The sequence below is a fragment of the Rhodococcus opacus genome, assembly GCF_012396235.1.
In the GTDB taxonomy this organism is placed as follows: Bacteria; Actinomycetota; Actinomycetes; order Mycobacteriales; family Mycobacteriaceae; genus Rhodococcus_F; species Rhodococcus_F opacus.
Map to the genome: position 1 here is coordinate 29,453 of NZ_JAAXPA010000018.1, position 12,630 is coordinate 42,082.

A 12,630-nucleotide genomic window follows, 5' to 3' on the forward strand; every position below is an offset into this window, starting at 1 on the left:
CACGCGCTCCCGCGCGCACTAACCTGGGGGCGTGCCACTGTTCTCGAAAGCTCTGCGACCCGGATTCTGCCTACTCGCCGCAACCCTCTCCCTGGTCGCTCTGACCGCCGGGTGCGGAGGTGACGGCGACTCCTCGGAGTCGAACCCCGCAGGGTCCACGTCCACTCCCGCCGAAGTGACCGTCCCGATCTCCGCCACCACCGTCGAACTGATCCAGCCCGGCGAGGAGCCGCGCGAGGTGATCCAACGCAGACCGCCGGCGGGGGTCACGCAGCAGGTGCAGTTGACCACCGGCGCGCAGGTGTTCCAGCAGATCGACGACCAGCCCGCCCAGGACTTCTCCTCACCCGAGATCACACTCCCCCTCACCGCCGCCGTCGGGCAGGCCACCGACGACACGGATGGCGGCACCACCGTCGACCTCACGCTCGGTGACGTCACCAGCCCCGACGACCGCCTCGGCAGCGCGCTCGAAGCCAGCGCCGGTTCGGGCGCCGGCTTCACGGTCGACCCCACCGGTGCGATCACCGCGCTGCGACTGCGTCCGGACGCCGAAGCCCAGGACATCGCGCGCTCCGCGATCGAGCAGGCGTTCTACCAGGCCGTGTATCGCACGGTCCCGTTTCCGGCGGAGCCCGTCGGAGTGGGCGCCCAGTGGACGATCCGTCAGCAGGTGATGAGCGGCATCGCCCTCGACCAGACCACCGTGGCCACCCTGACCGCCCGGGACGGCAACCGCCTCACCGTCGACTACACGATCGACCAGAAGCCGAAGTCCCCCGTCTGGGAGCTGCCCGGGGAGGCAGGCACGCTGAACGTCGACCAGTACGTGATGCACGGTTCGGGCACCATGACCGTCGACCTCGGCCTGCCGCTGCCCGTCGCCGGGACGGTGACCGTGGGCGGCGACCAGGAGTACAGCGACCCCGACGGCGCCACCCGCCTGCACCAGACCACGTCGAACTCGGTCCGGTGGGGTTCCTGATGCGCCGCGGACCCGTCGCCGCCTCGTGCTCCCTGTTCGCCGTGCTCGCGCTGTCGGCGTGCTCGTCGAACGCGTCCGGCGACGCCGGCGGCACCGCCTCACTTGTGCCGCTCGGACCGGTGGTGACCGCAGCACCGGACGCGGCGGGCACACCGTTCGCCGATCCGGCCGCACTGAAGGCGGCCCTCCTCGACGTCGGCGACCTTCCTGTCGGATTCACCCCCGTGCCCGACCCCGAGGACGATCTGGGGCTGCCTCCGGCGTCGGAGTCGGCGGACTCCGACAAGTCGAGCACGGATCCCGCGGAATGCGGCGCGGTGCTGTCGCCCGTCGCGGATCAGCGTGCGGGCGCGGTGGCGTCGGCGTCCGGCTGGTTCACCGGCCCGGACTTCGCCACCATCGACCAGGACGCGGCGAGCTACGGCACCGGCGCCGACGCATCCCAGGCCTTCGCGGTGGTGCAGGACCGGCTGGCGGGATGCACCGAGTACGCCGGCACGGACGCCGACGGCGTGCAGGTGCAGTACCGGGTCGGCGGCCGCGAGCAGCAGCCCGCCGGTGACGCGTCGGTGGCGTTCCGGCTCGTCACCACCAGCGAGGGCGTCAGTCTGGTCTCGGACGTGGTGGTGGTCGTCGTCGGGAGCACCGTCACCCAACTGGTCGCGACGGGCCAGGACCCGATCGACGCCGGCGTCTTCGGCGACCTGACGAGCACCGCCGTATCGAAGCTCGCGCCCGCACCTGCCGGCTGAACCGACCGGCCACGAACGACCGATGCCGGTGTCCCCGAGGGGACACCGGCATCGGTGCGGGAACGCGGCGATCCGTCAGGACCGCACGGTTCGGCCTGGAATCAGGCAGGGCATGCAGGCGAGGTCAGCTGCGCGAGCGACACGATCTGGCATGCGGTGATCTTCGACAGCTTCCACGTTCCGTTCTCGCCGGGAACGAAGATGGCCGGAACGCCACCCTGCTGGACCTGGCCGTTGACGGTCAGCTGCAGCTGGCCGCTGGCGGTGCCGTCACCATTGTCGATGACCGGGTCGAGAACGGTGACCTCGGCGTTGTTGGCCTTCGCGGCGGCGGCGACCTGGTTGATGAGCTCCGGATCCTGCTCCGAACCCTCGACCATGGCGGACTTGACCTCGAGCGGCGTGGCCGGATCGAGGCCCTGCACCAGAAGCGCGTTGAGATCGGCCGCGGTGGGCACCTCGATGGCTTCCGAGGTCTCGGCAGCTGCGGAAGTCGTCGTCGTGGTCTTGGTCGCCGTGTCGCTCTCGTCGGAGCCACACGCGGACATCGTGAGGGCTGCGGCGATTGCTACTCCGGCAACCGTGATCTTACGAAGCTTCAACTCAATAACCTCTTCATTCTCGGTGTTCGTTCTCGGACGATCTGAGCATCTATCGCTACCCGGGCCAACGTTACCCAAGGGTAAGCATCAGCGCCCGAGGCTACCTTCTCGTGGAGCCGGTCTCCACTCCGTCGTCCGGGCGGTGGGTCCGGTCACTCGAGCGAGCCTTCCACATCGGCCCGTTCGAGTTGCACGTCGTCCTCCTTGAAGGTCCGCGCCTTCCCCGGACCCGTTGTGCGCGTTTCGAATCGGACGGTCACGACACCGTGGCCGGCCCCCTGCACCCAGCCGTGACCGAAGTCCGGGTGCGTCACGTCCAGACCGGGATGCCACCGCGTGTCGATCGCCCGGGCGGGTGCGGGAGTGGGCGCGGAGAGGCCGTCGTCGGGGCCCGCCTCCGTGATCTTCGACTCCTGATAGCCCGGGACGTCCAGGTCCAGTTCGGGGAACAGCGAACCCTGGCGGACCGTCGACAGTCCGGCGAATCCCACCCCGACCAGACGCACCGGCCCGAGTTCGAGCGGATCGATCACCTGCCGCTGCGCCGCCGCGACGAGGATCTGACGGTCGAGGGTCGCGTAGGGCAGCGTGACCGAGCGCGTCACGATGCTCATGTCCGCCTTCTTCAGCTTCAGCACCACCGTCCGCGCGGCCCGGCCGTCCTTCTGCAGGCGCCCGAACGCGGACGCCGCGCTCGACTCGACGGCACCCCGCAACTCGGCCATCGTGACGATGTCGGTGGCGAAAGTCGTCTCCGCACTGACCTGTTTGGACTCGGCGCGTTCGGCGACCGGCCGATTGTCGATGCCCTGCGCCAGCCGGTGCAGGCCCGGTCCGACCGTGGTGCCCAGAATGGACGCCACCTCCGATTCCGGGGTCCGCGCGAAACCGCCGATGGTCTCGATGCCGAGCCGCTTGAGCTTCTCCTCCGCGACCGGGCCGATGCCCCACAGTTTCCGCACCGGAAGCTCGTCCAGCACGGCATGCTGCTCGTCCGGCGGGATCACCGTGATCCCGTCGGGTTTGGCCAGACCGGACGCGATCTTGGCCACCTGCTTGCCCGACCCGGCGCCGATGGACGCGACCAGTCCCGTCTCCTCGAGCACGAGGGCGCGCAGTCCCTCGCAATAGCGTTGCACCGTGGCCGCATCCGCCCCGGCCAGCTCGGTCGGTTCGCCGAACGCCTCGTCCATCGACAGTTGCTCGAGCACCGGCATCGGGCCGCGGAGAGCGTCGAACACGGACTTGCTCAACATGCCGTAGAGGCGGCCCCGCGGCGGCAGCACCACCGCGCCCGGACCCACCAGCCTGCGGGCCTGATGCATCGGCATGGCCGAACGCGCGCCGAAGACCCTCGCCTCGTAGCTGGCCCCGGCGACGACACCGCGTCCGCCGAGACCACCGACGAGAACCGGGCGGCCGCGGAGCGTCGGCCGGGTGAGCTGCTCGACCGACGCGAAGAACGCGTCCATGTCGAGGTGCAACACCCACCGACGACTCACCTGGTGCAAAATACCCGCCCGGTCCGACAGGTCATGCCTTGGCGATCGCCGCCCGCACACCCTCACCGAGTTCGACGGCGTCGCCCGGCGCCTCGGCCAGTTCCAGCTCGACGGCGAGGATCTCGCCCGCGATCAGCTCCCGGTGCGCGAGCGCCCAGTCCCGCCGTTCCGCGGGCACGTCGAGGACGACGGTGATCCGGTCGGACACCTCGAGCCCGGCGGCGCGCCGCGCGTCCTGCAACTCGCGGATACGGTCCTTCGCCCACCCCTCGGCTTCCAGTTCTTCGGTGACCGCCGAGTCCAGGACGACCAAACCGGCCCCATCGGGCAGGGCTGCCGTCGACTCCGGTTCGGCGGCGACCAGCCGCTGCGTGTACTCCTCCGGCAGCAACTCGATCCCCGCCGCGACGACGACGCCGTCCGAGTTCTCCGACCAGTCACCGGCCTTGACGGCCTTGATGACGGTCTGCACGTCCTTGCCCAGGCGCGGCCCCGCGGCGCGCGCGTTGACGACGAGCTCGAACCGGCCGTGCACGTCCACGTCGGTGGTGAGGTCGACCTTCTTGACGTTGACCTCGTCGGCGATGAGACCCAGATACGGGCGCAGGCGCTCCGCGTCGTCGGACGCGACCGTCACCTCGGGCAGCGGCAGCCGCACCCGGAGGTTCTGCGCCTTGCGCAGGCCCAGCACCGTCGAGCACACCGACCGCACCTCGTCCATCGCCGACACCAACTCCGCATCAGCCGGCAGCTCACCCTGGGCAGGCCAGTCCGCGAGATGCACGGACCGTCCGCCGGTCAGTCCCCGCCAGATCACCTCACTGACCAGCGGCAGCAACGGAGCGGCGAGCCGGGTGACCACCTCGAGCACCGTGTGGAGGGTGTCGACGGCGTCCTTGTCCTCGTCCCAGAAGCGCGAACGCGACCGCCGCACATACCAGTTCGTCAGCGCGTCGCAGAACGTGCGCAGTTCGTCGCACGCCCCGGCGATGTCGTTCGTCTCGAGCGCGCCGGTGATGGCGTCCCGGGTTCCGGCCAGCTTCGCGAGGATGTACCGGTCCAGGACATTCGTCGAATCCGTGCGCCATTCACCGGACGTCGGCGCGTACAGCTGCAGGAAGCTCCACGCGTTCCACAGCGGCAGCAGCGCCTGCCGGACACCCTCGCGGATGCCCTGTTCGGTGACGACGAGGTTCCCCCCGCGCAGGATCGGCGAGGACATGAGGAACCAGCGCATGGCGTCCGAGCCGTCGCGCTCGAACACCTCCTTCACGTCCGGGTAGTTGCCCTTGGACTTGCTCATCTTCAGTCCGTCTTCGCCCAGGACGATGCCGTGGGCCGCAACGGTCTTGAAGGCGGGACGATCGAACAGCGCCGTCGCCAGCACGTGCAGCGTGTAGAACCAGCCGCGGGTCTGGCCGTTGTACTCCACGATGAAATCGCCCGGGAAGTGGCTGTCGAACCATTCGCGGTTCTCGAACGGGTAGTGCACCTGCGCGTACGGCATCGACCCGGACTCGAACCAACAGTCGAGGACCTCGGGCACGCGCCGCATCATCGACTTCCCGCTGGGGTCGTCGGGGTTCGGACGCACCAGGTCGTCGATCATCGGCCGGTGCAGATCCGTCGGGCGCACCCCGAAGTCGCGCTCGAGTTCGTCGAGCGAGCCGTACACGTCCGTGCGCGGGTACGCCGGGTCGTCGGACACCCACACCGGAATCGGGCTGCCCCAGTATCGGTTGCGGCTGATGTTCCAGTCGCGCGCGCCCTCGAGCCACTTGCCGAACTGTCCGTCGCGGATGTGCTCGGGGACCCACGTGATGTCCTGGTTCAGCTCGACCATGCGGTCGCGGAACTTGGTGACCGCGACGAACCACGACGGGACCGCCATGTAGATCAGCGGCTGCCCGCTGCGCCAGCTGTGCGGGTACGAGTGCTCGATCGTCTCGTGCCGCAGCAACTTTCCAGCAGCCTTGAGGTCCTTGATGATCACGGGGTTCGCGTCGAACACCTGGAGACCCTCGTAGGGCGGCACCATCGCCGTGAACTTGCCGCCCGGGTCGAGCGGCTGCACGATCTCGATTCCGTTCGCCGTGCAGTACTCCATGTCCTCTTCACCGAAAGCCGGTGCGAGGTGGACGATTCCGGTACCGGACTCGGTGGTGACATAGTCGGCGGAGATGACGCGGTGCGCGTTCTCGTGTCCGACGAAGAAGTCGAACGGCGGGTCGTAGCGGAGCCCGACGAGGTCCGAACCCTTGTGCTCCGACAGCACCTCGGGTGCCTCGCCGAGTTCGCGGGCATAGTGACCCAGCCGATCCTTGGCGAGCACGTAGCGCTTGCCGTCGGCGCCCGTCACCTGGACGTAGTCGATGTCCGGGTGCACCGCGACAGCGAGGTTGGACGGCAGCGTCCACGGCGTGGTGGTCCAGATGATCGCGTTGGCGCCGTCGAGCGGGCCCTCACCGTGCAGCGGCATGTCGACCGTGACGGCGGGATCCTGGCGCATCTTGTACGCGTCGTCGAGCCGGGTCTCCTGGTTCGACAGCGGCGTCTGCTCGTACCAGCTGTACGGCAGCACACGGAAGCCCTGGTAGATCAGGCCCTTGTCGAACAGTTCCTTGAACGCCCACATGACCGACTCCATGAAGTCGAGGTCCAGGGTCTTGTAATCGTTGTCGAAGTCGACCCACCGGGCCTGCCGGGTGACGTAGTCGCGCCACTCGTCCGTGTACCGCAGCACGGAGGATTTGCAGTACTCGTTGAACTTCTCGAGACCCATGACGTCGATCTCGGACTTGTCCTTGATCCCGAGTTGCTTCTCCGCCTCGAGTTCGGCGGGCAGTCCGTGGCAGTCCCAGCCGAATCGGCGCTCGACCTTGTTGCCGCGCATGGTCTGGAACCGCGGGATCAGGTCCTTGACGTACCCCGTCAGGAGGTGGCCGTAGTGCGGGAGACCGTTCGCGAACGGCGGACCGTCGTAGAACACGAATTCGGGGGCGTCGTCGCGCTGGGCGACCGATGCCCGGAAGGTGTCGTCCTCGTCCCAGCCGGCCAGCACACGCTGCTCGATCTGGGGGAACCGGACACCCGCATCCTGGGAGACGCCGTAGTCGACCTTGGGGTAGGACTCGTTGCTGCTGGTCACGTTGCTGGTGTCGGTCACCGCGATCTCCTCGTGCCTGACGTACTCGGCACGGGGACGACGGAGACGCCTCCTGCGTCACCACCGCGGTACCACCCCGCTTGCACCCCGGAGGGCGCCTCTCGGTGCCAGGCTGTGACGGGCCCACCCGTTCGGTTCTACTGAGCCGGCGTACCGGCCGTTCTTCCGAAGGCTCCCCGGTGATGGCCGGATCGTCGCCGCGAAACTCGGTTACTGAATTATTCGCTGAATGCAGTCTAGCCGCCACCGGCGTGCGGCAGCTCAGTCGCCCTCGTCGGAACCGGGCGTCGTGTCCGCGTCCCGAGCGGGACCGCGTTCACCGGGAACACCGCTCGCGGGTTGCCCCGGCACGGTCGCCGCCTTCTTGCCCGCGAGGGCGCTGACGAGCAGCAGGACCGCTCCGGCGACGCACACTACGATGCATCCCCAGGCCCACACGACCGAACCGGTCATCAGAGCCACCACCAGGAGAGCGAACCCCACCGCTGCAAGAGCGAGTGTCACGACCAGCACGGCTCAACCTCTATCCGGGCCGCTGGCTGGGCAACTACCGCGCGCTCAGTCAGCTATTGCCCTTGGCGTAGGACTGGCTGTAATTGGACTGCGATCCACCCTGCGCGAACGAATCCTGACCGCCGTCCACCGGAACCGCGGATCCCCGCTGCTCCAGTTCCTCGAGCTGCGACTCCAGGTACGACTTCAGGCGCACACGGTATTCGCGCTCGAATGTCTTGAGCTGCTCGATACGACCCTCCAGCACGGAACGCTGCTGGTTGATCGTCGCCATGATCTCGGTGTGCTTCTTCTCCGCGTCCGCCTGCAGCGCGTCGGCCTTCTCCTTGGCCTGGCGCAGCTGGGTCTCGGACCGGGTCTGAGCGTCGGTAATCAGCGCTTCCGACTTCTGGCGGGCGTCCGCGATCATCGTCTCGGAACGGGTCCGTGCATCGCTGACCAGCTGCTCCGAGTTGGTGCGCGCGTTGCCGAGCAGCTGCTCGGACTCCGTCTTCGCGTCACTCGTGAGGCGGTCCGCCATCTCCTGGGCGAGACCCAGAACCTTGGCGGCCTGCATGTGTGCGTCGGCGCCCTGTGCAGGAGCGGCCGCAGCCGCAGCGGCGGGAGCCGGTGCCGGCGCGGGAGCCTTGGGCTGCTCGACGACACGAGCCGGCTCCGCCTTGGGGGCGGGAGTCTGTGCTGCGGACGCGGAGCGTGGAGCCTTCTTCGCATCGGCGAGCTCCTTGTCGAGCTCCCCTACTCGCTGCCGAAGGTCGGCGTTCTCCTCGATCAGGCGCGACAACTCTTGCTCGACGAGGTCGAGAAACGCATCGACTTCGTCTTCGTTGTAGCCCCGCTTACCGATCGGTGGCTTGCTGAACGCGACATTGTGCACATCAGCGGGAGTCAGCGGCATGGAAGGATCCCTTCACGCGTCATTTGGCGGTCTAGCAAGCATTCAGTTACAGCGCAGTCTACGTAACGGTGAAACAAGACTGGATCAATGGGGTCCATTCTGTCACACCAGACCCGTAGCACGCGCTTGTCCCTGAACGATCGACATCAGGATGAAGACGATGAACAGCAAGACCATGATGGATAGATCCAACCGCACCCCCCCGAGATTGATCGGGGGGATCAACCGCCGGAGCAGTTTGACCGGAGGATCGGTGACCGTAAAAATCGCTTCGAGGATGACGACCACGACGCCGGTTGGCCGCCAGTCTCGTGCGAAGGTCCGTACGAACTCGACAATGATTCTGCCGATGAGTAGCAGCCAAAAGACAAACAGTATCAAGTAGATCACCGAGAACAAGGCCACACCTTCACTCTGCCTGAGAATGTCCGGCCGATCAAAACGAGCCGCGTGGCCAGGGCTTTCTCCGCCACAGCCGCCGCGGCCCGCGTCGTTTCGGACGTTCGGATCCCGATGGTCGTTTCCCCCGCTCCCCGGTTTACTTCTGGCTGTAGAAGCCGGTTTCCGCGATGCGGCGACGCTCCTCGGCGGAGACGTCGATGTCTGCGGGTGAGAGCAAGAACACCTTCGTGGCCACCTTGTCGAAGGACCCGCGCAGCGCGAATGCCAGTCCGGCGGCGAAATCGACGAGGCGCTTGGCGTCGGCGTTGCTCATCTCGACGAGGTCCATGATGACGGGGGTGCCGTCACGGAACCGCTCGCCGATGGTCCGGGCCTCCCCGTAGTCGCGGGGACGCAGCGTGGTGATCTTGGACAGCGGGCCCCCTTCGTCGAAGAGGGGTCCGCGACGACTCTCCACCCGCTCGGACCGCGTGTCGACCGCCAGCGCGCCGCGGGTGCTGCCGCGCACAGCACCGCTCGCACTGGGACGGGCCGACCGGACGGCCACCGGTTCGACCCGGGACGAGTGCCGCGGGCCGTCGTACCGGTCGAAGTCGTCGTCGAGGTCGTCCCGGCGGCCGGGAGCATAGGCGGCCTTGCTGAAGGCCGGCTCCGCGAAGTCACGGTCGTCGCGGTCGAGGTACGGATCACGTCCACTGTCACGCGCCGGGCGAGCGGGCCTGCGCGCAGGTTCCGGCTCGTCCAGGTACTCGTCCTCGTAGTCGTCGAGGGGAACCATGCCGAAGTAAGCCTTGAACTTGTGCAGACTGCTCATTGATCGACCTTCCTTGGCGCGGCGGACAGGATCCAACTGCGACCGGTCGCAGCGGTGTGGACGGGTTGGCGATCACCTGGGCGATCTATTTCGAGGTTATAGGCCTCGAACCCAACAGCGCGGTTCCGACACGCACGCACGTCGACCCGTGTCGGACAGCGTGCTCGAGATCATTCGTCATGCCTGCTGAGAGGTCCGTCGCATCCGGATGGTCGCGCCTGAGCCGCGCGTGTATCTTCTCCAGTTCCTCGAACGCCGCGTCCGGGTCGGCGTCGATCGGCGGAACCGCCATCAGCCCGCGGTATTCGAGTCCCGGCGACGACTGCACCTCCGCCGCAAGGTGTTCGAGGTCGGCGATCGCGGCACCGCCGCGCTGCGGATCGCCGTCCAGACTGACCTGCAGCAGCACCCGCAGCGGCTCGGGCCGCTCCCCCGCCTCGAGAGCCGCGGTCGCCGCGCGGCCGAGGGCGCCGACGAGTCGTTCGCTGTCCACCGAGTGGATGGCGTACGCCCAGTGCGCGACGGCCTTCGCCTTGTTGCGCTGGAGGTGTCCGATCATGTGCCACCGCACCGACGGATCCGTCACCGCGGTCCGGAACTCCGCGATCTTGGCCGTGGCCTCCTGCTCACGTGACTCCCCGAACTCGCGGCACCCGAGGTCGTACAGGATCCGCGCGTCGGATTCGGGGAAGAACTTGGTGACGGGCAGCAGCGACACCTCCGCGGGGTCGCGGCCGGCGTCCCGGCACGCCGCGTCGAGCCGTGCGCGCACGGCGCCCAGCGCAGCCTCGATCTCCCCGACCCTGCCCACGTTGTCCACTCCCACACCGAATCCTCGCCGCCGCCGGCGGCCATCGTCACACGCTGTCTTGCCCAGTATCCATCCAGATCACCGCCGCGAGGCGACCGGTCGGGGCCTGCCGGCGATGACTGAACAGTGTCTGGTCCTCGATGGTGCAGCGCGGATCCTCCGCCACCCCCGAGACACCCGCGTCGAGCAGTTGCTTCCGCAGGCCGGCCCGCAGGTCGAGGCCGGGGGTCCCCTTGACGGTGCGGGTGGCGCTGCCGGGAAGGAATTTCTCGACGTCCGCCTGCATCGCCGCGGGAACCTCGTACTGTCGGCCGCTCGCCGCCGGACCCAGGAACGCGCCGATCCGGTCGACCCGCGCCCCCTGCTCGACCATGACGTCGAGCACCCGCGGAACGATGCCGATGCGGGCGCCGATCCGGCCGGCGTGGACGGCGGCGATCACCCCGGCCTCGTCGTCGGACAGCAGCACCGGGACGCAGTCGGCGCTGAGGGTCGCGAGTGCGAGCCCCGGCACCGTCGTCACCAGCGCGTCCGTGGCGGGCACCGGCACGTCGGTGGGCCCGTCGACCACGGTCACGTTGCGACTGTGGATCTGCTCCATCCAGACCAAGTGGTCGAAGGCCACGCCGATGTTGTCGGCCAGCCGACGCCGGTTCGCCTCCACCGCGGCCGGATCGTCGCCGACGTGATCACCGAGGTTGAACGTGTCGTACGGTGCGACGGACTGCCCGCCGGCACGGGTGGTGACGACCCGGCGAACCCTGAAATCGGGGGCTGACGACGAACTCAACGACGCATGAAGGAGGGCACGTCGACTTCGTCTTCACCCTCCTCGTCGGACACCGGCACCGCACGGGACTGACCGTTTCCCGGAAGCGGCGGCAGACTGCTCGGGCTCTGGTGGGAGCTGATCGTCTCTCGGGTCACCGACATCGGCTCGCTGTGCTGCTGCTCGGCCTGCTGTCCGACCTCGCCCGCCCGCCCGGCACCGATGGCACTGCGACCGGCGGCGCCCGACTCGACCGGCCGACGGGCGGGGGCGCCGCCGTCGAACCCGGCGGCGATGACGGTGACCCGCACCTCGTCGCCGAGCGAATCATCGATGACGGTGCCGAAGATGATGTTCGCGTCGATATGGGCAGCTTCCTGCACCAGCGACGCCGCCTCGTTGATCTCGAACAGGCCGAGGTCGCTGCCACCGGCGATCGAGAGCAGCACGCCGCGCGCACCCTCCATCGACGCCTCGAGCAGCGGAGAGTTGATCGCCGATTCCGCGGCCTTGATGGCCCGGCCCTCGCCGCGCGAGGATCCGATGCCCATCAGCGCGCTACCCGCGCCGGACATGACGCCCTTGACGTCGGCGAAGTCGACGTTGATCAGACCGGGGGTGGTGATGAGGTCGGTGATGCCCTGGACACCGTTGAGCAGGACCTCGTCGGCGCTGCGGAACGCGTCCATGAGGCTGACTGCGGCGTCACCGAGCTGCAGGAGGCGGTCGTTCGGGATCACGATGAGGGTGTCGCACGATTCACGCAGCGACTGGATGCCGGTGTCGGCCTGGCCACCGCGGCGCTTGCCCTCGAAGGAGAAGGGGCGGGTGACGACACCGACGGTGAGGGCCCCGAGCTTGCGCGCGATACTCGCCACGACCGGTGCGCCGCCGGTACCCGTGCCGCCGCCCTCGCCTGCGGTCACGAACACCATGTCGGCGCCCTTGAGGACTTCCTCGATCTCGTCCTTGTGGTCTTCTGCGGCCTTGCGGCCGACTTCGGGATCCGCGCCGGCTCCGAGCCCGCGGGTGAGCTCCCGGCCGACGTCGAGCTTGACGTCGGCGTCACTCATCAGCAGCGCTTGCGCGTCGGTGTTGACGGCAATGAACTCGACTCCCTTGAGTCCCTGCTCGATCATCCGGTTGACTGCGTTCACGCCGCCGCCGCCGATGCCGACGACCTTTATTACGGCGAGGTAGTTGTGCGGGGGCGTCATCGGCTCTCGCCTTCCATGAGTGTGTATCACGCTTTCGTACAGATCAGTCCAGAACCCTCAACCTCAACCATAGGGTTACGGTTATGTCAAGTGCTGCCCGACTAGAGCGAAACGCTATGCACCGCCATACGGATACGCCATTAGGCGCGCCGAGACGCGCCGAGTTATTTGACGAACTCGCCCGCAACTCTTTCGCATCCGG

General features: G+C 68.1%; 12 protein-coding genes. 2 read left to right on the forward strand and 10 right to left on the reverse strand.

Translation table 11 applies throughout. From position 1 onward, the window contains the following. The first annotated feature begins 31 nt into the window (after window positions 1–31). Window positions 32–985 carry a hypothetical protein gene (locus HGB39_RS22950; protein ID WP_005260231.1) on the forward strand — a complete coding sequence of 318 codons (954 nt, stop codon included), beginning with the start codon at window positions 32–34 and terminating at the stop codon, window positions 983–985. After that, complete coding sequence (locus tag HGB39_RS22955) at window positions 985–1,737, forward strand: sensor domain-containing protein (protein WP_043793866.1); 753 nt, start codon at window positions 985–987, stop codon at window positions 1,735–1,737. Before HGB39_RS22950 ends, HGB39_RS22955 begins: the two co-directional genes overlap by 1 nt. A 101-nt stretch (window positions 1,738–1,838) precedes the next feature. On the opposite strand, the gene HGB39_RS22960 is transcribed toward HGB39_RS22955, so the two are convergent. The 10 genes from HGB39_RS22960 to ftsZ form a co-directional block, all read right to left on the reverse strand. Then, window positions 1,839–2,339 carry a WKL family lipoprotein gene (locus HGB39_RS22960; RefSeq protein ID WP_005247603.1) on the reverse strand — a complete coding sequence of 167 codons (501 nt, stop codon included), beginning with the start codon at window positions 2,337–2,339 and terminating at the stop codon, window positions 1,839–1,841. A 152-nt stretch (window positions 2,340–2,491) separates the two neighbouring features. Then, entirely contained in the window at window positions 2,492–3,841 is a 1,350-nt protein-coding gene (locus tag HGB39_RS22965; protein WP_443218437.1) for a DNA polymerase IV, read from the reverse strand. Between the two features lie 31 nt (window positions 3,842–3,872). Beyond that, window positions 3,873–7,007: an isoleucine--tRNA ligase gene (gene ileS / locus HGB39_RS22970; RefSeq protein ID WP_005574454.1), complete on the reverse strand. Its 3,135-nt coding sequence runs from the start codon at window positions 7,005–7,007 to the stop codon at window positions 3,873–3,875. Window positions 7,008–7,268: 261 nt separating this feature from the next. Further along, window positions 7,269–7,520, reverse strand: coding sequence for a hypothetical protein (locus HGB39_RS22975; RefSeq protein ID WP_005574455.1), 252 nt, complete (start codon window positions 7,518–7,520; stop codon window positions 7,269–7,271). Window positions 7,521–7,569: 49 nt separating this feature from the next. Further along, window positions 7,570–8,415 carry a DivIVA-like cell division protein Wag31 gene (wag31, locus tag HGB39_RS22980; RefSeq protein ID WP_005260217.1) on the reverse strand — a complete coding sequence of 282 codons (846 nt, stop codon included), beginning with the start codon at window positions 8,413–8,415 and terminating at the stop codon, window positions 7,570–7,572. A gap of 102 nt (window positions 8,416–8,517) precedes the next feature. Then, window positions 8,518–8,820 carry a YggT family protein gene (locus tag HGB39_RS22985; RefSeq protein WP_005247609.1) on the reverse strand — a complete coding sequence of 101 codons (303 nt, stop codon included), beginning with the start codon at window positions 8,818–8,820 and terminating at the stop codon, window positions 8,518–8,520. Between the two features lie 133 nt (window positions 8,821–8,953). Beyond that, window positions 8,954–9,631, reverse strand: coding sequence for a cell division protein SepF (locus HGB39_RS22990; RefSeq protein WP_005574458.1), 678 nt, complete (start codon window positions 9,629–9,631; stop codon window positions 8,954–8,956). Window positions 9,632–9,716: 85 nt separating this feature from the next. Continuing rightward, window positions 9,717–10,451 carry a YggS family pyridoxal phosphate-dependent enzyme gene (locus HGB39_RS22995; RefSeq protein ID WP_005574460.1) on the reverse strand — a complete coding sequence of 245 codons (735 nt, stop codon included), beginning with the start codon at window positions 10,449–10,451 and terminating at the stop codon, window positions 9,717–9,719. Window positions 10,452–10,488: 37 nt separating this feature from the next. Further along, complete coding sequence (pgeF, locus tag HGB39_RS23000) at window positions 10,489–11,232, reverse strand: peptidoglycan editing factor PgeF (RefSeq protein ID WP_005574462.1); 744 nt, start codon at window positions 11,230–11,232, stop codon at window positions 10,489–10,491. Continuing rightward, window positions 11,229–12,428 (reverse strand): cell division protein FtsZ, encoded by a 1,200-nt coding sequence (gene ftsZ, locus HGB39_RS23005; RefSeq protein ID WP_005247614.1) that lies wholly within the window; start codon window positions 12,426–12,428, stop codon window positions 11,229–11,231. Before ftsZ ends, pgeF begins: the two co-directional genes overlap by 4 nt. Window positions 12,429–12,630 lie beyond the last annotated feature (202 nt).

Bases quoted from the DNA above. Each gene is read 5' to 3' on its own strand.
- HGB39_RS22990 (WP_005574458.1), bottom strand. From the start codon at position 9,631: ATGAGCAGTCTGCACAAGTTCAAGGCTTACTTCGGCATGGTTCCCCTC.
- wag31 (WP_005260217.1), bottom strand. From the start codon at position 8,415: ATGCCGCTGACTCCCGCTGATGTGCACAATGTCGCGTTCAGCAAGCCA.
- HGB39_RS22955 (WP_043793866.1), top strand. From the start codon at position 985: ATGCGCCGCGGACCCGTCGCCGCCTCGTGCTCCCTGTTCGCCGTGCTC.
- ftsZ (WP_005247614.1), bottom strand. From the start codon at position 12,428: ATGACGCCCCCGCACAACTACCTCGCCGTAATAAAGGTCGTCGGCATC.